Raw genomic sequence first — 23400 nt, forward strand, 5'->3', positions numbered from 1 at the left:
CCATCGGTGGTCAAAGGACGAGCACTCTATAACGAGTAATCCACACCAAGAAATCTACAAAGAGCACTCCAACGCGGGCGAAACCTCATGCTGGCACGACTCAAAACATTCACGCTACTGGGCATCGAGGCCATGGCGGTTGACGTCGAAGTGGACATTTCGCCCGCCGCGATGCCCAAGACGATCCTGGTCGGCCTGCCCGATGCAGCGGTCAAGGAATCGACCCACCGCGTCGAACGAGCGATCGTTAACAGCGGTTTTGTTCGCCCGCAAGACCGCGTTGTCATCAACTTGGCCCCTGGTGATCTGCCCAAACAAGCCGCCTCGTTCGACTTGCCCGTCGCGTTGGGCGTGCTGGCCGGCAGCGGACAGTTAGCGTCGGAACGACTGGATCAGTACGCGATCATCGGTGAATTGGCATTGGAAGGGCACACCCGCCCGGTGAAAGGGGCGCTGTCGATCGCGATCGAAGCCGCCAAGAACAAGCAACTGCGCGGCATCATTGTCCCGGCCGAAAACGCCAACGAAGCAGCCGTCGTCGAAGACCTGGAAGTGATCCCGATCAGCACACTCGCCCAAGCGGTCGCCTTTCTGGCGGGCGAGATCGACATCGACCCGGCGCCCAGCCGCCTGGAACAACTGTTCGAACAATTCAGCACCTACGACGTCGACTTCGGTGACGTCCGTGGCCAAGAAACCGCCAAGCGTGCGATGACACTCGCTGCCGCCGGTCGGCACAACCTGCTGATGATCGGACCGCCGGGATCGGGCAAAACGATGCTGGCCAAGCGGATGCCGACGATCTTGCCGCAACTGTCGGCACCGGAGTCGATCGAGACGACTCGGATTTACAGTGCGCTGGGCCAATTGCCGGCCGGTCAGCCGTTGATGGCGCGGCGCCCGTTTCGCAGTCCTCACCACACGATCAGCGATGCGGGCTTGGTCGGTGGTGGCAGTCCGCCGGCGCCGGGTGAAATCAGCAAGGCTCACAACGGCATCTTGTTCTTGGACGAGCTTCCCGAGTTCAATCGCAAAACGCTGGAGGTGATGCGTCAACCGCTCGAAGACGGCGTCGTCACGATCAGCCGCGCGCTGCGATCGTCAACCTTCCCCGCCGACTTCATGTTGATCGCTGCCGCCAATCCCTGCCCATGCGGCTATCGAAGCGACCCGCGGCGTAGTTGTAATTGCACCCCGCCACAGATCGAAAAGTACACCGGCAAGATTTCGGGACCTCTGCTCGATCGGATCGATATTCACATCGAAGTACCCGCGGTCCCGTTCGAGGAGCTATCGACCGCAACCAGCAGCGGAACGACCAGCGAACAGATGCGCGCTGATGTCATTGCCGCACGAGGGCCTCAAGCCGAACGATTCAAAAGTGGCCCGGTTCGCTACAACGCGTTGATGACCAGTCGGCAAGTTCGCAAGTACTGTGAATTGAACAAATCCTGCCAAGCGATGCTGCGTCACAGCGTCGAAGAGATGGGACTGTCGGCCCGAGCCCACGACAAAATCCTGCGCATTGCACGAACGATCGCCGACGTCGCTGGCGACGACACGATCGAAGAAATGCACCTAGCCGAAGCCATCGGGTATCGAAGTCTCGACCGAGATATGTGGACTTAGAGTCCTCGCCAATCGACTTAAAGTCGCCGACATGGCTTCCCCACCCAAAAAAACTCGCTTGCGTGCATTCCGAGATACCTTGGTAGGTTGCAAGTGTTTCGGCTCGCTCAATCGAACGGGTTGTTGCTTTCAGCGACGAAGTTGCGTGATCAAAGGAATCTGGCTTGATCCAGGATTTTGCTCCATCTTTTGTGCATTGCATCTTTTTGATTGACTTGGTCGGGCGATCCATCCAGGCTGGCGAACGTAGCTAGTGGACTTTCAAGCGTTTTTTTCGCTGCTTCATTGGCTGATCGCCGCACGGGAAGTAGATCAAATGACAGCTGGAAAGATGGCGGCTATGGCCGTACTGGTGTTTACCCTTTACTCGCCGGCCCAAGCTGCCACGGTGAACGGATTTGCCAATGGTGGTTTCGAGAATGCGGGTGCGACGACACCTGCCGCATCTTGGCTGATCGCCGCCTCGGGGTACACGCGGTCGACGGACGCGCGGACCGGATCGTTTTCGGCGTCGCTGATGTCACCGGAATTGAATGCAGCGGTGATGTTGCAAAACTCGATCGATGACGGGCTGTTGCCACCGCTAACGCCGGGCGACAATCCGCTGTTGAGTTTCTGGTCCAAGGGGTTTGCTGGCACAAGCGGCAACGCGTTGTTCGCACTCAGGTACTTGGACGCCAACGGTGTCATTCTATCCAACAGCGGCCTGCAGTTCTTCCAGAACAGCATCAACCCGACCACATGGACAGAAATCACCTATGACCTAGGTGTCGTCCCGGTGGGTGCCGAGGCAGCCTTCATCGAGTTCAGTCAAGGAATCGGTCCGATCGGTGGCGGCAATCTGCCGGGCACGGTGCTGATCGATGACGTTCGGTTGAATGTCGTGCAAGCCGTCCCGGAACCAGCAACCTACGCTTTTCTCGCGGTGAGTGGTTGCGTTCTGCTGTTACGTCGACGCCGAAAACGATCGGCTTTTCCGTCGGACGAAGCATAAGCCGGTTATCGCCACAAGCATCCACAAGGTGCTTGGTTCGGGGACCGCGGCAGCTGAAAAGAACCGAACACTATCGATGTGCACGGCGCCGCCGGCAAACTGGGGTTGAACGAATACGAGTGCCAACCGTGCCTCGACCGCGCCGTCGGGGACAACCGATGAAAGCTGACGCGTCAGCCAAACATCATTCAACGTTGCTCCATCAGCCAGCACCACGGAATCCGATCCGATGTACTGGCCCGATCCAAACTCACCGTACTGTTGGTTGTAATAGTCGATGTTTAGAACGGCGTAGTTGTCCGTTGCAAAGATCGAATCGTTCGAATCGACGAATGCACTTGCTTGTGCAAACAGTGTTTCGCCGCCGGTGACGGTAAGTCCCTGTTCAACGCCGGAATAGTTTTCCGTTCCGTCGAACTGGCCATAGAGTTTCAAGGCTCCATCGCCCGAGGCAACATGCTGGTTATCACCACGAACGTTGGTGCCGGCACCGATTGTGTTTCCATACGTCGACCAATGAGCCAACGAGCCGCCATTGTCGTCGAACGAACCGTTGTCGAACGTCATGACCGGATCGCTATCCGCTTTCGTGTAGGCATAGACATGATCGACGCGGAAGTCTTGGGGCCACGGCGTGGAAGCGTCGGGGTTGTCTAAAAAATCGCCTCCCACGGCAAGGTTAAGAATCACATTCATTCCATCGCTTTGCCGAGAAATAAACCCGCCGGTATCCGAGTCTCGGACGGTCGCGTGATGAACATCGTCGACATAAAAGCGAATTTGTTTGTTGTCCCACTCCACGGCATAGTTGTGGAAACTGTTGTGGTAGTTGACTTGGCTGCCACCCGCGACGGACTGTTGCTCCTTCGCAACGAACTGATGACTGAAGGGCGGATTCGTCCCATAGTGAAAAGCACTGCTGGTCAAATTCGGTTGGTCGCCCCGGTTCTCCATGATGTCGATTTCACCCTGACTCGGCCAAGCATTCTTGGTGGTGTCAGATAAAAGCCAGATGGCTGGCCACATCCCTTTACCGGTCGGCAGATTTGCTCGCACTTCCCATCGACCGTACTGTTGGGCAACTTTGCTAATCACGCTTCCGCTGACATAGGGGAGTCCGCGCGAAGCAGAGTTCTCGGCCGTGATGACAAGGTTGCCACCCGAAACACTCACTTGGTCGGGAAGATAGTCTTGCAGCGAATTGTTCGTCGGCACGTTGGTGTCGGCGACGTCCCACTTGGACGAATCGATGGACATTCCGTCGAACTCATCCAGCCAAGCGAGATCGAAACCAGAGACGGCAGGCGCCTGGGCTAAAACCGAATGCGCCGACAGTGACAAGGAAGCAAGCAGGACCAACGGCAAGAGGCGATTTAGCAATCCGCGTCGAACACCTGGCAAAGGTCGAACTTCACACAAGACCGAGACGTCGATGCACTGCTTAGACATAGGATGCACTGCGGAAAGGTGAATCGAAAAAAGTAAGCGCCAAGTCTATTCCTACGTCCGCAAGGTGAGGTCGATGGAATCCTGTAATATCTTGAAATTCATTCAATTACGAGACTTGTTCGCCGGCCGAATTTTTTGTCGCCGTGAAAAGCAACGAATCCTGATCCTCCTCAACCACATTTCATACTAGGGTCGTGGACGAGGCACTAGCAGCCTGTCGAATCCAACGCCGATGAGATCGCCGACTTCAACTTTGGTTTTGACGCGACCATTTTGCCGCTGCGTTGTTGCGGAGGCACGACAACGCCGCAAGACACGATGAACTGGATCGCTTCGTCGATCGTCAAATTCAAATCGATGGCCTCGCTACGTTTGACGGTCACGGTGAATCCCGTCATGGGCATGGGACTTGTCGCCATCAAGACGCTCAACATCGGCTCGCCCGTCGCGTCGGAAATCTCGCTCATGCTGTTGCCGGTCACGAACCCCAGTGACCAAATTCCTTGACTCGGATACTGGATCGCAACCACTCGGTTGAATTCGATTTCACGCTCGCTGAACGCGAAATCGGTCACTTGCTTGACGCTGCCATAGACCTTGTTGACGATCGGGATGCTCAAAATGGTTCGATCAAACGCATGGACGAACCAACGCCCCAACCCGAACGTGAACAAACGCCCCAAGAAAAAGAGCGCCGTCGTAAACACGATCAAGAAGACCGGCACCACGAGTGTGCGAGGCATGTATTCGAGCTGGACGTATCGGTGCCAATACGCTTTGGCGCTGGCGGGCGGCGGTGCGAACGGACCGAAGTAATCGGTTCGCTCGTCCACAATACTCTTGACGTACTCGGGAAAAAAACGTCGCCCCGTGGGATCGGGAACGTATCGTTTGCCCTCGTACGTGAACCCATCTAGCCGCCGCTCGTTGGTGGCAATGGCCCCACGCGGTACTTCGGCATAGGTGTCTTCGATCTTCCAAACGATCGCACGACGAATTTGGCTTTCGATCGGCCCAAGCACATAGCTTTCGATCGTATTCCAAGCCCAAATCAAAACGACGATCGTCAACAGTGGCGGCAGAACGACGCCCAATCCTCGCAAGATCGCACGACGAAAACCGGCGCCACGCGCAGGCTTGGGGTCATCGAGCGAGGAATCGGGGTGGGGGGCTTGGTCTGAAGTCATCGGATCCGTGAATGGGTAGTGCGTCGGTTGAGTCCGATCCGCCAAAGTACGGACTCGTCAAAATGGGCGTCAATTTCAATCAATCTTCGATTCGGCTTCGGGCGGGTGCTCACTCACTGTTCGTCTAACTGCGTCGAACGGCCCGCGCCACGACAGCCAAGGTCACCCCTGCGGCGCCCGACTGTTTCAAAACGCGTGCGACCTCGTTCGCCGTCGCGCCCGTCGTCAACACATCGTCGACCACCAGGATATGCCGATTAGTTATTCGGGGCGATCTAGGAAGAGCATAGCTTTTTCTGGCCGAAAACGCACCGCGAACATTTATTTCCCTCGCTTCGTCGTCAAGCCACGCCTGTTTGTCGATCCTGCGATTCACCCTCAGCAAGCTCCCACAGGGCCGCCCAATGACTCGTGCAACCGTTTCAGCGATCGCCAGGTTCCCGTTTCCGCCGCGGGTTAGCTGGCGAGTCAGATGCGAGGGAACGTACGTGACGCAGTCAGCGGGGACTTGGTTCAGATCGCATTGGACCCGTTGACCCAAACGTCGGCCCATGGCGTCGGCTAGCGGGGCATTGTGGACGTATTTCGCAGCGATGACCGCGTCGGTGACGCGGCCTTGGTAGCTCCACAACGCCACGACACCGTCGAATTCGTGGCCAGATGAGCGGCAACTCGGGCACGGCAACAGATCGACGTTTTCGGGGCCGCGATCGTCAGTGCTTGTCGGTTCGCCGGTGTAAGTGGATTCGGGAGAACTGGTGGGGCGAACCGATGTCGCCATGGAACCAGGCATGCCGCACCGACGACACCCCGAAACCATCGCCCCAGCGGACAGGTTCAGTGCCACGTCACAGTTTCCACAAAAATCTTTTCCCACGCCCACCGGGGCACTGCAAAGTCGGCAAACAGGCGGCAAAACCAGCTCCAGCAGGGCTGAACCGGCGGTTACCAGAGTGTCTGGAACGTGATTTAGAATCCGCCGGGAAAGCGGCGGAGCGGTACGTTCGAAAGTCTTTTCCAATTTTTTCGCCACCAGTGCGAACCTGATTGAACGCCGGACGTCTAAGTTGTCGAGGTTCCAACGGTAGCGGACTATCCGCAACGACCGGTTGTTTCCGGGCCAGTTTTCTCGGTTCATCCAAGGTGGGTGAAAAGTTTGCTGGTTTCCTGGACGCTTCCGGTATACCCTGAACAGGTCAGCAGCCGTTGTCGGTGGCTTCAGTTTTCTGAGGCGTCCGTCAAATGCTGGCAACTCATTGTGTCTTTTTCTTTGTGCTCCGCAGCCGCGCCTGATTCAGGTGCCACTGGAGGTTGAAATGCGTTTCGATTCGATCACCGCCGCCGTCACACGCAACTTGGTCAATGCCATGGTACGTGAGATCACCGTCGTTCGTTCGTTCGTCGCCGCTTCGATTCTCCATCGATGGCTACACCGGATGCCTCTGTTTGCGATGCCATCAGGGATGTCGAGCTATTTGCTTAGCTCGATTACCCCCGACGACTTCGTCGCGTTAGTCCAGGCCGGAAGCCTCGAAAGCGAATGTCTTTCGGGCTTGGCCAGTACGAAACGCGGCGGCGTCAAGTGCCAACCGTGTTTGGCAATGGCGAGTTATCCGGCCAGGTTCAACAGAGGCTAAATCCCTCTCGCGATCCTAAGGAATTCTCGTCGATCTCGGTTTCCCCGAAGCAAGTGGCTTTGGCGGGCACTGATATCGATGGATTTCGGCTTGATGACAAGTGACCTCGGCGGCCACGTGATGGTTTGATTCGTTCAAACCCATGTTTTCCCGCGGTCAAAAGCATCCCTCACAAAGAACCCTTGAGACGTTTCCCCATCGGGACGCGTTTCAACCGACGCTCCCCCATCCGCAGCACTGCACGGTGTTGCGGCCAAGGACGCCGGGTCTATGAAAGACACCTGCTATGAACTTCACCGAAAACAACATCTTTGCTACCGAAACGACCACCGTTGCTGAATTGGTACGGGCTGCACAAGCCGGTGACCGAGACGCGTTCGGCGAACTGTTCCAACGCTATCGACCGGGCATTGTTGCCCTGGCGATGCGGCGCGTTCGCAACGCCGACGAAGCCGAAGAATTGGCGCAAGATGTTTTCATCCAAGCGATGCAAAAGATCGGGCAACTTCGAGTTCCGGAAGCGTTCGGTGGTTGGTTGCGCCGGATCGTCCACCGCATGGCGATCAACCGCATCACGCGATCACACAACGCATTGGCGTGCGATCCCGAAACGTTGGAAGCAACTTGCTTGGCGATCGGATCACCCGACGAGTTTGCCGAGCAACGGGAAACGGCCAAGGCATTGCGCGAGAGCATCGATCGACTCGGCGACCTGGACCAAGAAACGTTGAAGGCGTTCTACTTGCAAAGCAAGTCATTGATCGAAATGAGCGACGAAACCGGCGCGCCGGTCGGAACGATCAAACGTCGTTTGCACGTCGCGCGGAAACGATTGGCGAAGGAAATGGACGTGTTGCAAGCAGCCGTTTGATTCGACTCGCAACGCCGGCTTGGGTACGTGAAAACGTCCCAGGTCGGCGTTGTTCATTGGGCCAGCGCTGCCGTCGACAACTCGAACACAAACACCGTCGCCCGTTGGTCATTCGTCCTTCGATTCGCGGCGACGATCGACCAAGGCCTTGATCTTGGCTTCACGTTCCTTCAAACGTGCGACTCGTTCTCGATACTTGGATTCCAGTCCTTTGATTCGCGACGACTTCTCTTTCAATTTTTTGGCCGCGGCGCGCAGCTTCTGTTCGGAACGATCCAATTGCGCCGCCCGCTTTTCCAAGTCGGCATCGATACCGCTGGTATCGGCTTCGTCATCGATGACGCCGTAGTCGCCTGCGATCGACGATCCGAGACCGATCGATGACTTGCCAGTGTCTTCCTCTAGAACCAATTCGTCCTCGTCCCAAGCCATTTCATCAGTATCGATTTCAGCACCAAGTTCTTCATCGCTCCAATTGTCGGAAAGATGATCATCCGATTCGAGTTCGCCGGTGAATCGGTGGCCCATCAGCCCCAACATCCATTCCGGCCGAACAAAAATCATGTTTGCCGCGATCATCATGCAGCCGAACGTGATCATGCCTAGAAAAATTGCGATTCCTCCGTGAACCGCGACGGCGATTCCCAAAACTAAAGGCCGAGTCAATCGAGGCCAGACCAATGCGGCATACGAGACTTCCCAGACGAGCGTCATCAGCGCCATCAGAGACGCCAGCCTGGGGAACTTGCTGATCCACGTCAAATCGAGTGACTGATACTCGAAGTTGCCGGCCGCGTACCAAATCGCCGTTCCGTCCCACCACGAAGTACCGCGCGCCTTTGCCAATCCGCCAAACAGATAGATGACACACACATGCAGCTGAAACAATCGCGTTGCCACGTTGGCGGCCACCGACGGCGTCGCGTCGGGGAACAACCACGCAAGCCGGCGATCCGATTCGATCCGGTCAGCCAGTCGCTTACGAATCCACGCGTCGACACTTAGCCAGCTGCCACAGGGTGTCAGCATCAGATACATCGCCGAATAGGTCACGATTTGGTCCAGCCCAAACAGTGCGCCTGTCAATCGATGCAATAGCATCACTTGCAAGAACCACGCCAGCGGCGCGGTGATCCGCGTCAGCAATCCGGCCGCAAAACAAAGGGTCACCGCGATGGTCAATCCGTGATGCAACCACAACACCAACGGATTGCTCAAGTACCAAAGGTACGTGCGTCCCCAATCCGGCACGCCATAGGCGCCGTCATGCAGTCCTCTCGCGATCTCGTTGTCGATCCATGCATCCGGCCCGACAAACGAAAACAGATCGCTGGCTAGCACCAAGTGCGAATACAGCAACATCAATCCGGTAAAGATCCGCAGGACCGCCAACAAGTGGGGCAGTCGCGGAGCGAACCAGAATTGATCCCAAGCATCGATCGATCCCGTCGCCCACCTCGTCACAGCGGATTTCACTTGCGTGATCGGTGACGCATCGCGAACCGATTCGCCGGAATGCCTGGTCATGGCGATACCTCGACGGCTTCGCGATCCGGTTCCCCGTTCGCGGGCGAGGGGATCGCTTCGGGAGGCCGATTCGGCGCGACCAGGTCACCAACGCGATCGGACGCACCGGTTTGTCCTGGCAAACCGATGGGGCGGTCCAACATGACACGGTACAGTTGTGGATCGTCGATCGGTGTCGGCGATTGACGAAAGGCGATCAAGTCGGGAATCAGGTGCTCGATGCGACGGACGGCGACGTCTTGACCGGGATGGTCACTCTGCAAGTGCCGGACGATGGATTGGCGAACGTGTTCATAGCGAGCCCGTGCGCGAACCCAGTTCTCTGCCTCGTCGCGATCAATTTCGGCGAGACCCGGTGGCGGTCCCGGCGGATGATAGATCTCGTTCAAGAACTCCGACAACATGAAGTGCCGGTGGTACAGCAGACGCGGTTGCTGCTGTTTTAGATCCGGGAACATCAGCTCTTTTTTCGTTCCATCCTGGGACATGATGGCCGCTTGAAACAGATGGCTCGGCCCCGGATCGGGCGCAAAGAATGCATAGCCGCGGTCCATGTACAACGCTTGGCTATAGCCGTGGATGGGTGCCAATGCGGTGTCGACGACTGGCGAAACGCCAAGCGGTCCACGGGCCTGGAACGACAATGGAGGTGCGACCACCGCCAACAGGTGCCCAACCAATAGGACACTGAGAAATAGGCGACGTCGAGGCGTCAAAGCAATCGGCCGGCGAGGCGTCATAACCATTGGAATCAATCGGGGAATAGGATCGTGCTCCCACGTTAACTCGAACCCGCCGAGTGTACAGGCACCCCCAACCACCCGCGCAAGAAAAAAGCCACGTTCCGGTGCCGGAGCGTGGCTTTCATCGTTTCTCGATTCCCTCGTCGCGTCCGACCTCCTAAGAAAGGAGATCACCCGATGCGACGGGGATTACCGATGCTGTGATGCCGTCTTAGCGACTGGCCAGCGAATCGTCGTTGAAGTCGAAAGTCAACTCGGTTAATGAACCGGCTTTGACGTCGACCGTTCGTTCCTTGCTAACCGACTTGCCAGCCATTTCGGCGGTGACGCGAACGGTGTAGCCCGTCCATTGCTCGCCGGCCTTCAATTGCTTTGTACGGAAGGTACGAACCGCACCTGCTCCGTTGGTCGGATTACCGGCCAGCGAAACTTTCGCCGAAGCGGGAACGTTCAACTTGACCACCGTGATGACATCGTCTTGAACGTTTGCGAAATCGTTTTCCGCTTTCTCGTCCGACTTCGGAATATCGAATTCAACCGTTTCCGAATCGCCCGGTCGCAACTTGATCGACTTGGAGTCTTTCTTTTCGCTGCCGTTGATTTGGTAGGTGACGTCGACGACGTAGGTGTAGACGAAACCTTCCTTCAAACCACGCGACATGAATTGACGAACGTTTCCGTCGCTCGTTGTCGGATGGCCGTTAACAGTCACCACGGCATCGCCGGGAACCGCAACGGTCAAGATTGCCGAGTCAGCTTCGACTGCGGGCTTTGCTGATTCGTAGCGAATCGAATCATCGGGTACTGGCGTACCGATGGGCTGACCTTCGTAAGGTGCCGATTCAATGATGCTGCCACCATCGATGATGGTCTCGCCCATGTAGGATCCGCCATCGATAATGGTTTCGCCCATGTACGACCCACTATCAATGATCGTTTCGCCCATCGGCGTGTACGATTCGTACGACGACTGAACGATCGGGGATTCATAAACAGAGCTCGCACCAAGCGATACCGAATGAACGGCGGGAGCCGAATAGTTGCTGTAGGAAGCGTATCCGCCGCTGCTGCCACCGGACGACGAACCGCCGCTGGAAGCTGGCGAGTAGCTGGCGTGAGTCACACCGCCGGACGAACCGCCGTGGCTGCCGCTATGACGCGCAGCACGGTTGGCGCGAATCTTGGCCATCAACCGGCGAATCGGACCGACGTTTCCGCCGCCACTGCTGCCGCCGGACGAACCGCTGCTGATTCCGCCCGATGATCCACCGCTGCTGGAACCGGAGTATGCGGCAGTGTAGCTTTGGCTTGATCCACCAGAAGATGCGCCGCCGGATGATCCGCTGGACGCGTGACGCGCCTTCAAGCGAGCGAAAAGACCCATTTGGCTGCCGCCCGAACTGCCTGACCCGCCGGACGAAGCATAGCCGCCTCCGGACGAACCATAGCCACCGCCCGAGGATCCACCCCAGGAACCGCCAGCATTCACAACCGAACCGGTTCCGAGCAAAATTATGGTCGCCGTGGCGACCGCAAACATTCGAGAGCACTTCATAGCCGCACTTATTCTCCTGCTGTTTCTTTAAAATGTAGGGCTCGTGGCTGAGCGGGCCGTTCCCTAAATTGAACCGGCGCATCACAAAGGATAACGGGACGAATGCAATGAACAAGCTGGTTTGGCAAATTTTAACGCCAAGGCAGGTTAGGGCGAATAGCCAGTCTCCAATGGCGACCAAGACACCCTTGGGTCTGCAACGCCGGGGCCGATAGGGCGGCAAAGCCGGACGCGCCGCCTCAGTCGATCTTTTCAATCGAAATGTCATCGAAATCCGCGGTCCCGGTCGCGCCGAACAGGCCGATTCGCAGGATCGCTTCCTTGGTTTGAGGCGGCACCCGCATCAACCGACTGCTCGCCGACCACGACCGCGTACCGCGGAATGGTCCGATCGAAAATGTCCCAAGATCCTGCCTTAGACTGTCATAGAAGCTGATCGCGACCACCGGCATTGCTTCGGACGTGGGACCTTTTTGGACGTTTTTGGTCCTACACTTGCCGCTCAAGCGAATCATCGTCACCTGCTTGCCGTCGATCGCGATGCCTTGCAACAAATGCGAACTCAACCCCGGCGTGTCATTGGTGAAGCGAGCGAACGCAGAAACTCCTGCCCCGTCACCGCCGCCTCGACCGGTCGTATTGTCATTGGCCCCACCGATGATGCCCGCGCGTTCGATCCGGACGACTTGTCGACCGTAATACCAACCGGGCACGTAATCGGTAAGTTCGCTCTGGTCCGCTTCGGCGGCCAATTCGAAATCGCCGTTGACGACATGCGGATTTGCGGGATCCGGTTTTTGTTGCCGCGTGTCTTCGGCTTCCCCCGTCATCGGCACGAACAATGTCGGACGCAGCGGTTGTCGAACCAGTTCGCCGTTGGTCTTGGTCATCCGATACAAGGTCTGCTGATATCGTTCGCCTACGGGAATGATCAACTGACCGCCCTCACGCAATTGTTCCACCAACGGCTTGGGCACCGATTCCGGACTGCACGTGACGATGATCTTGTCGAACGGCGACGCTTCGGGCCAACCCAGAAACCCATCGCCGACGCGAGTCGACACGTTCGGATACCCGAGCCGCGTCAATGTGCGTTTGGCTTGCTCGCCCAGCTCGTCAACGATCTCAATCGAATAGACATGCTCGACCAGCGGGCTCAGAACGGCCGCCTGGTACCCGCTGCCGGTACCGATTTCCAACACGATGTCGGTCGGCTTTGGATCCAGCGCCTCGGTCATCGACGCGACAATGAACGGGCTGCTGATCGTTTGCGAACTGCCGATCGGCAATGCCATGTCAAAGTAGGCGCGGGCGAGCTGGCTCTTAGGAACAAATTCGTGCCGCGGCGTACTTCGAATCGCATCCAACACACGAACATTCGTAACACCCGCGTTCGCAATCCGCGTCTCGACCAATTCGTTTCGGATGGCTTCGTACGGATCGGCGGCATCCGATTCGCCTGGCAAAATCAGTCGTGGCAAAATGATTCCGGTCACGATCAAAACCTTCTGAGTGATTGCTAACAACTTCATACTGACCTTCGATCCTATTGGCTCGATTTTGAAAGCAAACGCATCATTCATCCAACAATGACATTTGACGGGGCGGCATCGGCGGCGACGCGATTTCAAACGACAAATCTGGCATTTCAATCGCCATCCGTGCGGCGAAACGGCGGGCAAGCTCGGGCGCTCGTGCGTCGTCGGGAGCATGCGTGAACACGTACGGACGCAGCCCTTGGCGGATCCATTGTGCAACCGTCGGCGCCCATTCATCAAAGTAGGCATCCGCCAACTCGGGTCGATTGCGTCCGACGATCCGCAACATCGGCGATTGCCCCGTCGCGGTTTGCCGAATCGGCGTCTTGGGCTTGCGAGTTTGCGAGACAGCTTCGATGTCGTCGTCGGGAGGCGATTGATAGAGCGGTCGACTGTCGAACAAAACCTTGTCGATGCGCATCGAACGCAGCATCTCGTCGACACGAAGTTCATGAACCGATTCATCAAACCAATCGGCGTGTCGCAGCTCCAACGCCCACAACCACTCCGCCGGCAACCGACGCAAAAAGCGCTCGAGCACATCGAACCGATCGGCCCCAAACGACGGCCCCAGTTGCAAAAAGGTCGGCCCCAATCGATCCGCGTCCGCCAAAGGCAACAGACAATCCAAAAACGCCGCTGTCTCGCGATCGGCGTTACGGAGCATCAATTCATGAGAAATCACACGCGGAAACTTGAACGAAAAACGAAAGCCATCCGCTGCTTCGTCGGCCCATCGCTTGGACGTCTCGATCGTCGGCAACGCGTAAAACGTACTGTTCCCTTCGACCGTGTTGAACGTCCGCGTGTACCAGTTCAACCAATCCGATCGCGGCGTTCGCGGCGGGTAAACTTGCCCGACCCAATGGGGGCAACTCCAGACCGGACAACCTAAAAAGAACGGCAAATCCGATACCGAACGACTCATTCCAATTTCCCGGCTCGCAACAGCACCGGCAACCCGAACGTGTCTCGAAAGAAGCCCGAGTTTTCACGCATCGCAACTTGCTCCAGCGAAACGTCATCCAATCCCGGCACGTTGATCACCAACCGCTTCGACTCGATGACACATCGAATTTCGCGGACACGGCCGCTTCGCGTGTCATCCAAAGCGATTGCCAATCGCAACATCGCTGCCAACTTAGATACCATCACGCGTTCGGACTGGGGCAAGGTGCCGTATGCTTCGTGGGCGGGTTGAGGATAGGCGCGGCGATGGTATCGCGCCACCAAACCGACCTGCAACAATTCGTCTCGCGAGAGCCCGAATAATTCGCTGTACCGGATCAAGTAAAGCGCGTGCTTGTGATTGCTTCGCACGTTCACCATCATGCCGATCTCGTGCAATAGCGCCGCGACGAACAAGAGCACTTCGTGGCGATCATCCAATCCGTGTTCACCACGAAGCTGATCAAACAATTTCCGAGCCAGCTCGGCGACGTTCCGCGCGTGCGACTCGTCAAAATTGAACTTTCGCCCCAACGACAAAGCCGAACGAACGATCTGGTTGCGGAAGTCGGCGGTCCACGTACCACCGACGGCCATGTCATGCAGTAGGCCGTCTCGCAAGTTGGTGTCGCAAACGTGAATGTTGGTAAGCTCGAAATGCTTTGCCAACAAGGTGTAGGACAACAGTGCCGGCCCAACCGTTTCGGCTTCGATGAAACTGGCGTTGTATCGTTTAACGATCGCGTCTTCGTTCAACGACAACAATTTCTCGGTTAGCTTTTCCAACTTTGCCGTCGGCAGCAGTGCGAGCGAGTTGCCGTCCCAGTCGTCTAGCAATTGGTGAGCCGCGAATCGCATGTCACCGCCCAACGCGATCAAGTGAATCGCCGTATCATTCTTGATCGCATCGGTGATCTGGAGCACGGTCCGGCGAATGTGACTCTCCAACATCGCACGGCGACGTGGTGCGCTGGCCCGGACTCCCTCGAGCGTTTTGACCAATCGCAGTGATCCCAACCGAAACGACTGGCTGTGCAACACGTTGCCGCCACGAACGATCAGCATCTCTGTATTGCCGCCGCCGACTTCGACGACAATGGACTTGCCGTCCGCCAATTCGGGGTGAGCTCGCAAGTGCGGCATCACACCCATGTACGTGATACGGCTTACTTCGGCTTCGTCGATCGGATCGACATTGAAACCCGTCGCGACATAGATTCGGTCGGCAAACGCTAACCGATTGATCGCCTCACGGACCGCCGTGGTCGCGACGACGCGGACATCTTTGGGCGACGTCACGCCGTATTCTCGCAACACACGCTTGTAACGCTTCAGAACCGACGCGGACCTTTCAATGCTGTGCCGCGACAACCGACGATTGTCAAATGCTTCGCGTCCCAATTCGACCGATTGGACCAACGTATCGAGTGTCCGAAACTCTCCATTGGGTTGAATTTCCGCAATCGCCATCCGAATGCTCGTCGCGCCAATGTCGATCACCGCCACCGTACGGACCGTGCCCGGCGGAACGGTCGAAATCGGGTGCTCGGTGGGGGGTGAAGCTTTCAATTTGGACATGAATGCGTGAAAAGCGATACGGGGATAACCTGAGTTCCATCATCATACCGCCAACCTCAAGCCTCGGCAGCGGGACACGCCAACCCCGCATAACTGCCGCGAATCCGGGGCAAAACTGCCAATCCGTCAATCGGCCAACAATCCATACTCGCCGAGCACCGCAATCGCCTCGGGCCCGCCGAAACACTGCCTCGCGTTCCATCCCCTGGCAATCGCCGCATCCACATTCTCGTGCTTGTCATCGATGAACAGGATTTGGTCGGGCGAGACCCCTGCGGCTTTCTCTGCGGCTTCATAGATCCGCGGATGCGGCTTCATCACTCCAACTTCGTAGCTAAGAATCGTGACCTCCAAATCGGCCTTCATCACATCGTAGTTTTGACGGATCACCCAATCCCAATGTGCGTGACAGGTGTTCGACAGAATGCCGACGCGACGACCGCTGCATCGAACGCGATCCATGATGCCCAACATGGGATGAATCGGCGTGAACATGTCGCTGATCGCATCAAGTACTTCGCCGGCAGGCGGCGGGTCGCCCGTGACACCGATGGATTTGCAAACGTGCTGGGCGAACTGTTCCGGCGTGAACTCGCCATGTTCGAAACGGTCTTCCAAGCCGCTGTCGAATACCGCGGCTTTGACGTTCGCCGGCGAAACCCCAAACAGCTTGGCTAGGTTCGAATGGGCAACGGCAAAATCGAATGACAGCAGAATGTTGCCGAGATCGAAATACACGAATTGAATCTTCAAAACTGTCTCACGCGAAGGTTACGGTACCAGGCCTCGGTGGGCGGACCACTGTGGATTTGCAAACCGATCACACCGAAGGTCGGAATGGAATCGTCGTCTTCGGTGTAATCGATCGTCTTTTCGCCGTTCAAGTAGATTTCGATGTGCTTGTCGCGACATACGACTCGCATCGCGTTCCAACCGTCGCGACGGACCAGCTTGACGACGCTTTCCTTGTCGCCTTCGGCCAACATCTTCCTGCGACGCGACTCGTCATACAAGGCTCCCCAAACGGGACGATCCCAGGCCTCGCCGGCATCGGCTTGATAACCCGACACTTCGGTCGTGCCACTGACTCGCTTCGAACGGAATTGAACCCCCGCGTTCTTCCCTTCACCGACCAACTTTACCTCGTACCGAAGTTCGAAGTTTTCGTAATTCTGAGTGGTGCAAAGGAATTCGTTGTGAGGAATCTTTTCGTCCAGCCGACCCGCCACGATCGCATCGCCATTCAGGTCGTCTTCCTCGATGCGAAACCAATACGCATTGCCTTCCCAACCCGCCAGCGATTCTCCATCGAACAAGGGCAATGACTCAGACTCGAAGTCGTCGACCACCGCGACCGGATCTTCCGCCCAAGCGGACACAGAGAAACACACCAAGATCGCGGTGATCCGCCACAGAATCATCATAGAAGGTCTTTCAAATTAGGAGGTTGAGGCCAAAGTCTAGTCGATTGCCGACCGCCAGTCTCCTTTCGCTGAACAAGATCGAGACTCGGCGATTCTGTCTTTAGATTCTCCCGAAATCGTCAGTTTCTGTCGGGTTCCGGTTACTTGCAGTCCCGAAAACGCAGGCTCCGCAGCACCCGCCAAAGCGGACTGCCGAGGCCGCTTTTGCGACGGATGGTCGACAGGATGCGTCCGCCGAGTAGAGTCGCAGAGAATTGGCGGTTCCTTGTCGGATCGGTTTATCTCTATCATATTCGGATCGCCTGTTTCCCCTGACCCCGTCCCAGAATCACCTGATGAATCAATCGCTCAACAAATACAGCAGCAAAATCACTCAGCCGAAAAGCCAAGGCGCATCCCAGGCGATGCTTTACGCCACCGGCATGACGTCCGAGGACATGAACAAGCCGCAAGTCGGCATCGCAAGCGTTTGGTACGAAGGCAACTCGTGCAACATGCACCTGTTGGACCTTGCCGCCGATGTCAAACAGTCGGTCGTCGACGCGGGCATGGTCGGGATGCGGTTCAATACGATTGGAGTATCGGACGGCATCTCGATGGGCACCGACGGGATGAGCTACAGCCTGCAATCGCGCGACCTGATCGCCGATTCGATCGAAACCATCATGGCGGCCCAGTGGTATGACGCGATGATCGCGTTGCCGGGATGTGACAAGAACATGCCGGGCTGCTTGATCGCGATGGGTCGGCTGAATCGCCCCGCCATCATGGTCTACGGCGGAACGATCAAGCCGGGAATCTGTGGCGGCAAAAAACTGGACATCGTTTCCGCGTTTCAAGCCTACGGCGAATACGTCGCCGGCAAGATTACCGAAGAAGAACGCGCCGAAATCATTCGCAAGAGTTGCCCAGGCGCCGGCGCTTGTGGCGGCATGTACACGGCCAACACGATGGCCACCGCGATCGAAGCGTTGGGCATGTCGCTGCCCTATTCGGCCAGCATCCCCGCCGTCGACGCGGACAAAAAACAAGAATGCGAACGGGCCGGTGCGGCGATTCTTGAACTGCTGAAGAAGGACATCAAGCCTCGCGACATCATGACCCGAGCGGCCTTCGAGAACGCGATGGTGACCGTCATGGCGCTCGGCGGCAGCACCAATGCCGTGCTTCACTTGATCGCGATGGCTCGATCGGTCGACGTCCCCCTGACGATCGATGACTTCCAATCGGTCAGCGATCGAATCCCCTTCCTGGCCGACTTGAAGCCCAGCGGCCAGTTCGTCCAAGAAGATCTTCATTCGATCGGCGGAACGCCCGCAGTGATGAAGTATCTGCTTGAAAAAGGCTTGATGGACGGTTCTTGCATGACCTGCACGGGCAAAACGCTGGCCGAGAACGTCGCCGACTTGCCGGGGCTAAAGGAGGGTCAAACGATTATCATGCCCGTCGAAAAGCCGATCAAGGCGAGCGGCCACATTCGTATCCTTAAAGGATCGTTGGCTCCCGAGGGCGCGGTCGCCAAAATCACGGGCAAAGAAGGCTTGATCTTCACGGGCCCCGCGAGATGCTTTGACAGCGAAGAAGACATGCTGCACGCCCTCGAGGACAAAAAGATCGAAAAGGGCGACGTCGTTGTCATCCGCTACGAAGGCCCCAAGGGTGGTCCGGGGATGCCCGAAATGTTAACACCCACCAGCGCGATCATGGGCGCCGGACTGGGCAGCGACGTGGCCATGCTGACCGACGGGCGGTTCAGCGGCGGCAGCCACGGGTTCATCGTCGGCCACATCACGCCCGAAGCCCAAGAAGGTGGTCCGATCGGTCTCCTGCAAGATGGTGACATCTGCACGATCAATGCGGAAACCAATCGCTTGGACGTCGACGTCGACGAAGCCGAAATGGCCAAACGTAAATCGACGTGGACGGCACCTCCACTGAAGGCGACTCGCGGAACGCTTTACAAGTACATCAAGACCGTCAAGAGTGCCAGCGAAGGCTGCGTCACGGACGAGTGATCTGATGGCAAACCCCAAACGCATTCCGAACAAGTTCAAACCGTGGATCGCGATTCGCAAGAAGTTCGGGCTGTCGCATACTCACGTCCAAATGGCGCGTGAGCTTGGCATGGACATCAAACGCATTCGCCAACCGGCGAAGCCGGATCCGAACATGCCGGGCCGGTTGCCGCTGAACAAGTACATCGAAAAACTCTACCTCGAACGATTCGACAAGGCGGAACCCGACGAAGTCAAGTCGATGGAAGACTTGGCTGCCGAACACATGGCCCGACGCGCCGCAAAGAAAGCATCCAGCGACGAAGAAGAGTAACGCACGTTGACGCTCGATACTAAAAGTCGCGAGTCGAAAAATACACGCAGCTGATGGTCAACATCACGACGATGAAGGCGGCACAGCTGAAGACGGGCCGTGCGATTTTGTATCGCACCAATTCTTCATCTTCGCTTTGTTGATTGATTGCGATTGCCGATTGGCCGCTGACCATCGCGGCGATCGTTTCGCCCAATTCGCCCGTTTGCGGAATGACTGTTCTTAACGGCGTGATCACCATTTGATCCACCCATCGCCAACGAGACAATTCTGGGCGAATGCGGCGCGTCACGCTCAGGTCATCAGCCGAAAGGATGTCGATCTGGTCGACATGATGCGAAAGGTAAATCGCTGCGTCACGCCGATTCAGCTCCACTGCTTCGACATCACCGGGGCCGATCGTGTCGCTGAACTGGTAAATCACACCGTCCTGGCCGCCGGTTGGCTGAACCACCCGGCATTCCCCATCACTGGTGACCACCGCAAACCGCTTGCCATCCCCCATTCCGGCCGCATCGACGGGAATCAATCCCTCCGGCAATTCAAAACTTCCCAGGGTCTTCAGGGTCGTCGCGTCAAATAATTCAACGGGTTCGTCTTGGCGAGTGACCAACACGACGTTGCCTTCGAGTGCTATCACGCCTCGCTTGGATGCTTCGCCATCCAACGAATGCGTTACTGATTCTGTCCACCGTCGTGTCGTTCCACCATCGGCCGGCGCGTCCAGTCGGGTCAAACGTCCCCGACTGAGCGTGATCAAGAACATGCCGTCCGATGAAACCACGACTCCGCGAGGCGGCGTGACAGCCATTCGCTCGGGCAGCACCGAAGTGAATTCTTCGGTCGCACTGCCCATCATGTTGGTCAGCTTGGACAACCACGACGCCGACTGGACTTCTTCGATCGGCGCGTCCTCGTCTTTGTCACTCTCTATTTCTTTGCCGGCGGGCCGTTCGCCGATCGCTCCTAAAATTCTTGACTGTGTGGTTTGCAATAAGTCGCCCGTATTCAACGCCAATACCGATTCGTCGCCACTTCGATACAACCATGTCGTTGCCGTCGGCAATCGCAAACTCGGTTCCGCAACCCAATCGTCCGACTCGCGAAGCACCAGCAAATCCAACGATCCCGACCCAAACGGATTGAATCGCCCGCCGTGAACTCGCGCCGTCGCGATTGACGAATCGGACAACACGATGGGCGGGACGATGCGATCTTGATTCATCGCATCGCTTTCAAAAATCTCTTTCCACTGATTCTTCCCGGCCTCGTATTGAACAAGACCTCCGCCACGCGTGGACGCGAAAATCTGTTCACCGACCATCGCTAAATGCTGAATGCGATCGGGTCGCTTCACCAACCCATCGAATAGGCCGCCAATCACGCCCGTCACCAAACAAATCGCTCCAAAAATGGTGGTCACGCCAATCGCTAAAATCGGCGATCGCCATCGTAACCCCGCCAGTGTGGAGACGCTGTAGAAGACCGAAAACAAGAAGACCGAAACCGGAATGCACCACAACAATCGTGGGTTCCAAACGTCCAATCGTGTGCCGGCGATCAAGTACAAACCCAGCACCAATTGCGTCACGCACAACAGCACGAACGCACAGCCGCCGATGAACTTGCTGATCAACAGCAAAGATCGCGACACGGGCTTGCTGAGCAACAGATGCAACGACCCCGGTTGAAGCATGTCGGGAACAATCGACGCAGTCACCAAGATGCCCAAAAAAATCAACACGAACCCCAACAACCAATTAATGATTGTCGGCAAGACCCATTGATTGATCAGCGTCGTAAACTGGGTCTTATCGACAGCCAAGTTGGCGGGAAAATCCAAACCGGCATAGGTCAAGAACATCGAACGAGACGAACGCGATTCGAACACACCCGGCAAAGCCGCTTCGATCCGAAGCCGAGCCCGTCGCAGCTTCAGCGATTCATCGAGTTCGCCTTCGAGTTTTTCGTCGAGCTCGCGCAGTTCACGAAGCCGCAACGTCGACTTCCATGCCTCTTGGTCATACCAAGATTGGTCTTTCATCAACTCGTTGAGCGCATCAGCAAGTACCGTCAAACGAATGCGAACCTCGTCGCCCTCGCCGACGCGTCTGAGTTGGCGGCGCAAATCGTCCGGCATCGCCGCGACGATCCGCCCGATCGGTTGCTCCTTTGCGGTCGGGTCCACCAACCCTTGCGCCAGCATCGCTTTCATCCGCGTGCCATTGTGAAAGTCTTGGCCACGGAACAGCGTTGTGAAGTCTTCGCGATATCCGATCGGCGCCAAAAAGGCCAACAGCAACCAGATCGCGACAAAGGCGACCCAAAGCACTCGCGACGAGAGCGCCGCCCGGAATGAATCGGTGATGACTGCGATGTAGGGACGCATCAGACTTGGCCCACCAAACGCATAAAAGTGTCCTCGAGTGAAGGACGCTTGTTTTCCAATCGCACGATCGAGTGGCCGTGCTGTCGCAGGACATCGATCAACCGGTCGACTGCAGCCTGGTCGGGCGACAGCAGTGTGACCCGGTGAGTTGCCGCACCCGCAACCCTTGCGATCACAGAACAAGTAGCCGGATCGATCTCGGGCGGCAAATGAATCGAATCCCCATGCCCCAGGGCGGCGCGCGCGTCGATCAATACGTTGGCAGCATCGGTCGGTGACGCCAACTCGTCGATCGACCCAATCGCCAAAAGCTTTCCGCCCGCCATGATGGCAACGCGAGAACACACCATCTCGACTTCTTGAAGAATATGGCTGTTCAAGAAAATCGTCTTTCCCAAGTCTCGCAAACGTTCGATCACTTTGCGGACTTCGTTGCGTCCGACCGGATCCAAACCGTCGGTGGGTTCATCCAACACCAACAGATCCGGGTCGTGCATCAATGCTTGGGCCAGTCCCAACCGTTGGTACATCCCTTTGCTGAATCGCCGAACCGACTCGTTGTCGCGTCCGCGAAGTCCCACCAATTCCAACAGCTCGTCGCTACGACGATCGATTTCTGCGGAACTCATACGGCTGAGTCGACCATAAAATCCAAGCGCCGTTCGCGCAGTGTGATGCCGATCGACCCGCAACGACTCGGGCAAGTAACCGACGCGACAACGGGCGGCAGTGCTGCCGGCCCGTTGACCAAACATCGAAGCCGATCCGCTGGTCGGCTTCACAACGCCAAGCAATATTTTGATCATGGTGGTTTTGCCGGCGCCGTTGGGGCCAAGCAATCCAAAGACGTCGCCGGCACGAGCTTCCAACGATACGCCACCGAGCGCGTTGATGTCGCGACGTCCTCGAAACGACCACCCCGAATACGTCTTGCACAGATCACGGACTTGGACGATCGGCGCATCAGCGTTGGAAACATCGGCGCTGGGCTTATCGGCGCTGGGCTTATCGGCCACCGACACATCACCGAACGCTGGGTTCGACTGACTCACGCGGCCAACGCACGAATGATCAAGTAGGCCAGCCATACCGAACCGACCGCGATGACGCCGGTCGCCAACCAACGATGGGCCGGTTGCGACCACGAAGGCTGTTGAACCTCGCGTTCGTAAAGATGGCGAAACCGTTCGCGTTGATGCTCTGATTCGAAAACACCGTCTTCGACCAGCTCGTGCAGCCCGAACTGCAACGAGTATTCAACGACGCCAAAAACACTGTGTCGTTGGTCTCGCGAATCGACGCCAACCCCTTCGAAAAACCAGAGCTGGTTCCCGAATGCGGCATCCGATTCGGCGCGGTCATCGACGCATCGAATCTGTAGCAATTCACTACGGTCAGGACAGAACCGCGCGCGGACCAACCCTCGAGTACAATCTAGTCGTACTTGTCGGATGGTTCGCTCGGGAAAGCGTCGTGTCCTTGTATCGGCGCTCACGGGTGGTTCTCCAAAACCGACGCTGTTAAGGGATGTCGTCCGACTGTGCGGCGCATTATTGCGAGATATCAAGCCAACGTCATGCCCATTTAAGAAATTTCGTTTTTG

20 protein-coding genes are annotated in these 23400 nt (G+C 57.0%); 6 read left to right on the plus strand and 14 right to left on the minus strand.

What is annotated here, in order from left to right:
• The first annotated feature begins 87 nt into the window (after positions 1–87).
• A complete protein-coding gene (locus Poly51_RS20785) occupies positions 88–1629 on the plus strand; it encodes a YifB family Mg chelatase-like AAA ATPase (RefSeq protein ID WP_146459689.1) in 1542 nt (513 codons plus the stop codon).
• Between the two features lie 316 nt (positions 1630–1945).
• Positions 1946–2623, plus strand: coding sequence for a PEP-CTERM sorting domain-containing protein (locus tag Poly51_RS20790; protein WP_146459690.1), 678 nt, complete (start codon positions 1946–1948; stop codon positions 2621–2623).
• Here Poly51_RS20790 and Poly51_RS20795 read toward each other — a convergent pair.
• From Poly51_RS20795 to Poly51_RS20805, 3 genes are all read right to left on the minus strand, one after another.
• On the minus strand, positions 2576–4072 hold the full coding sequence (locus Poly51_RS20795; protein WP_146459839.1) for a family 16 glycosylhydrolase: 1497 nt from the start codon (positions 4070–4072) through the stop codon (positions 2576–2578). The genes Poly51_RS20790 and Poly51_RS20795 overlap by 48 nt on opposite strands.
• Positions 4073–4278: 206 nt before the next feature.
• Positions 4279–5259 carry a DUF502 domain-containing protein gene (locus Poly51_RS20800; protein ID WP_146459691.1) on the minus strand — a complete coding sequence of 327 codons (981 nt, stop codon included), beginning with the start codon at positions 5257–5259 and terminating at the stop codon, positions 4279–4281.
• Positions 5260–5383: 124 nt separating this feature from the next.
• A complete protein-coding gene (locus tag Poly51_RS20805) occupies positions 5384–6397 on the minus strand; it encodes a ComF family protein (RefSeq protein WP_146459692.1) in 1014 nt (337 codons plus the stop codon).
• A gap of 178 nt (positions 6398–6575) precedes the next feature.
• On the opposite strand from Poly51_RS20805, the gene Poly51_RS20810 reads away from it, so the two are divergent.
• The gene (locus Poly51_RS20810; RefSeq protein WP_146459693.1) at positions 6576–6896 is read left to right on the plus strand and encodes a hypothetical protein; all 321 of its coding nucleotides are present in this window, start codon (positions 6576–6578) and stop codon (positions 6894–6896) included.
• Positions 6897–7182: 286 nt separating this feature from the next.
• Complete coding sequence (locus Poly51_RS20815) at positions 7183–7767, plus strand: RNA polymerase sigma factor (protein ID WP_146459694.1); 585 nt, start codon at positions 7183–7185, stop codon at positions 7765–7767.
• A 108-nt stretch (positions 7768–7875) separates the two neighbouring features.
• Here the strand turns inward: Poly51_RS20815 and Poly51_RS20820 are convergent, their stop codons facing one another.
• The 8 genes from Poly51_RS20820 to Poly51_RS20855 all read right to left on the minus strand — a co-directional run bounded on the left by Poly51_RS20820 (position 7876) and on the right by Poly51_RS20855 (position 17080).
• Entirely contained in the window at positions 7876–9294 is a 1419-nt protein-coding gene (locus tag Poly51_RS20820) for an HTTM domain-containing protein (RefSeq protein WP_146459695.1), read from the minus strand.
• Entirely contained in the window at positions 9291–10040 is a 750-nt protein-coding gene (locus tag Poly51_RS20825; RefSeq protein ID WP_146459696.1) for a hypothetical protein, read from the minus strand. Before Poly51_RS20825 ends, Poly51_RS20820 begins: the two co-directional genes overlap by 4 nt.
• A 208-nt stretch (positions 10041–10248) precedes the next feature.
• Positions 10249–11592 (minus strand): TIGR03000 domain-containing protein, encoded by a 1344-nt coding sequence (locus tag Poly51_RS20830; RefSeq protein ID WP_246114652.1) that lies wholly within the window; start codon positions 11590–11592, stop codon positions 10249–10251.
• 239 nt (positions 11593–11831) lie between these two features.
• On the minus strand, positions 11832–13124 hold the full coding sequence (locus Poly51_RS20835) for a protein-L-isoaspartate(D-aspartate) O-methyltransferase (RefSeq protein WP_246114653.1): 1293 nt from the start codon (positions 13122–13124) through the stop codon (positions 11832–11834).
• Positions 13125–13167: 43 nt separating this feature from the next.
• Positions 13168–14058 carry a DUF72 domain-containing protein gene (locus tag Poly51_RS20840; RefSeq protein ID WP_146459698.1) on the minus strand — a complete coding sequence of 297 codons (891 nt, stop codon included), beginning with the start codon at positions 14056–14058 and terminating at the stop codon, positions 13168–13170.
• Complete coding sequence (locus Poly51_RS20845) at positions 14055–15656, minus strand: Ppx/GppA phosphatase family protein (RefSeq protein ID WP_146459699.1); 1602 nt, start codon at positions 15654–15656, stop codon at positions 14055–14057. Before Poly51_RS20845 ends, Poly51_RS20840 begins: the two co-directional genes overlap by 4 nt.
• Positions 15657–15782: 126 nt before the next feature.
• On the minus strand, positions 15783–16409 hold the full coding sequence (locus Poly51_RS20850; protein WP_146459700.1) for an HAD family hydrolase: 627 nt from the start codon (positions 16407–16409) through the stop codon (positions 15783–15785).
• A complete protein-coding gene (locus tag Poly51_RS20855; protein ID WP_146459701.1) occupies positions 16406–17080 on the minus strand; it encodes a 3-keto-disaccharide hydrolase in 675 nt (224 codons plus the stop codon). The genes Poly51_RS20850 and Poly51_RS20855 overlap by 4 nt, the downstream gene beginning before the upstream one ends.
• Before the next feature lie 335 nt (positions 17081–17415).
• On the opposite strand from Poly51_RS20855, the gene ilvD reads away from it, so the two are divergent.
• Together ilvD and Poly51_RS20865 are read left to right on the plus strand one after the other, a co-directional pair.
• Positions 17416–19095, plus strand: coding sequence for a dihydroxy-acid dehydratase (gene ilvD, locus Poly51_RS20860; RefSeq protein ID WP_146459702.1), 1680 nt, complete (start codon positions 17416–17418; stop codon positions 19093–19095).
• 4 nt (positions 19096–19099) lie between these two features.
• Entirely contained in the window at positions 19100–19408 is a 309-nt protein-coding gene (locus Poly51_RS20865) for a hypothetical protein (RefSeq protein WP_146459703.1), read from the plus strand.
• Positions 19409–19427: 19 nt separating this feature from the next.
• Here Poly51_RS20865 and Poly51_RS20870 read toward each other — a convergent pair whose 3' ends face one another.
• From Poly51_RS20870 to Poly51_RS20880, 3 genes are read right to left on the minus strand one after another with little or no spacing between them, the layout of a single operon-like run.
• Complete coding sequence (locus tag Poly51_RS20870) at positions 19428–21797, minus strand: ABC transporter permease (protein WP_146459704.1); 2370 nt, start codon at positions 21795–21797, stop codon at positions 19428–19430.
• Complete coding sequence (locus tag Poly51_RS20875; protein WP_315853673.1) at positions 21797–22849, minus strand: ABC transporter ATP-binding protein; 1053 nt, start codon at positions 22847–22849, stop codon at positions 21797–21799. Before Poly51_RS20875 ends, Poly51_RS20870 begins: the two co-directional genes overlap by 1 nt.
• A complete protein-coding gene (locus tag Poly51_RS20880) occupies positions 22846–23292 on the minus strand; it encodes a hypothetical protein (RefSeq protein ID WP_146459706.1) in 447 nt (148 codons plus the stop codon). The genes Poly51_RS20875 and Poly51_RS20880 overlap by 4 nt, the downstream gene beginning before the upstream one ends.
• Positions 23293–23400: the final 108 nt, after the last annotated feature.

This window comes from Rubripirellula tenax, assembly GCF_007860125.1.
Taxonomy (GTDB): domain Bacteria; phylum Planctomycetota; class Planctomycetia; order Pirellulales; family Pirellulaceae; genus Rubripirellula; species Rubripirellula tenax.

What these genes read in the sequence shown, in the direction of transcription:
- Poly51_RS20870 (WP_146459704.1), bottom strand. Translation starts at nt 21,797, where the DNA reads ATGCGTCCCTACATCGCAGTCATCACCGATTCATTCCGGGCGGCGCTC.
- Poly51_RS20845 (WP_146459699.1), bottom strand. Translation starts at nt 15,656, where the DNA reads ATGTCCAAATTGAAAGCTTCACCCCCCACCGAGCACCCGATTTCGACC.
- Poly51_RS20810 (WP_146459693.1), top strand. Translation starts at nt 6,576, where the DNA reads ATGCGTTTCGATTCGATCACCGCCGCCGTCACACGCAACTTGGTCAAT.
- Poly51_RS20835 (WP_246114653.1), bottom strand. Translation starts at nt 13,124, where the DNA reads ATGAAGTTGTTAGCAATCACTCAGAAGGTTTTGATCGTGACCGGAATC.
- Poly51_RS20795 (WP_146459839.1), bottom strand. Translation starts at nt 4,072, where the DNA reads ATGTCTAAGCAGTGCATCGACGTCTCGGTCTTGTGTGAAGTTCGACCT.
- Poly51_RS20815 (WP_146459694.1), top strand. Translation starts at nt 7,183, where the DNA reads ATGAACTTCACCGAAAACAACATCTTTGCTACCGAAACGACCACCGTT.
- Poly51_RS20825 (WP_146459696.1), bottom strand. Translation starts at nt 10,040, where the DNA reads ATGGTTATGACGCCTCGCCGGCCGATTGCTTTGACGCCTCGACGTCGC.
- Poly51_RS20830 (WP_246114652.1), bottom strand. Translation starts at nt 11,592, where the DNA reads ATGAAGTGCTCTCGAATGTTTGCGGTCGCCACGGCGACCATAATTTTG.
- ilvD (WP_146459702.1), top strand. Translation starts at nt 17,416, where the DNA reads ATGAATCAATCGCTCAACAAATACAGCAGCAAAATCACTCAGCCGAAA.
- Poly51_RS20840 (WP_146459698.1), bottom strand. Translation starts at nt 14,058, where the DNA reads ATGAGTCGTTCGGTATCGGATTTGCCGTTCTTTTTAGGTTGTCCGGTC.
- Poly51_RS20805 (WP_146459692.1), bottom strand. Translation starts at nt 6,397, where the DNA reads ATGAACCGAGAAAACTGGCCCGGAAACAACCGGTCGTTGCGGATAGTC.
- Poly51_RS20800 (WP_146459691.1), bottom strand. Translation starts at nt 5,259, where the DNA reads ATGACTTCAGACCAAGCCCCCCACCCCGATTCCTCGCTCGATGACCCC.
- Poly51_RS20790 (WP_146459690.1), top strand. Translation starts at nt 1,946, where the DNA reads ATGACAGCTGGAAAGATGGCGGCTATGGCCGTACTGGTGTTTACCCTT.
- Poly51_RS20855 (WP_146459701.1), bottom strand. Translation starts at nt 17,080, where the DNA reads ATGATGATTCTGTGGCGGATCACCGCGATCTTGGTGTGTTTCTCTGTG.
- Poly51_RS20820 (WP_146459695.1), bottom strand. Translation starts at nt 9,294, where the DNA reads ATGACCAGGCATTCCGGCGAATCGGTTCGCGATGCGTCACCGATCACG.
- Poly51_RS20785 (WP_146459689.1), top strand. Translation starts at nt 88, where the DNA reads ATGCTGGCACGACTCAAAACATTCACGCTACTGGGCATCGAGGCCATG.
- Poly51_RS20865 (WP_146459703.1), top strand. Translation starts at nt 19,100, where the DNA reads ATGGCAAACCCCAAACGCATTCCGAACAAGTTCAAACCGTGGATCGCG.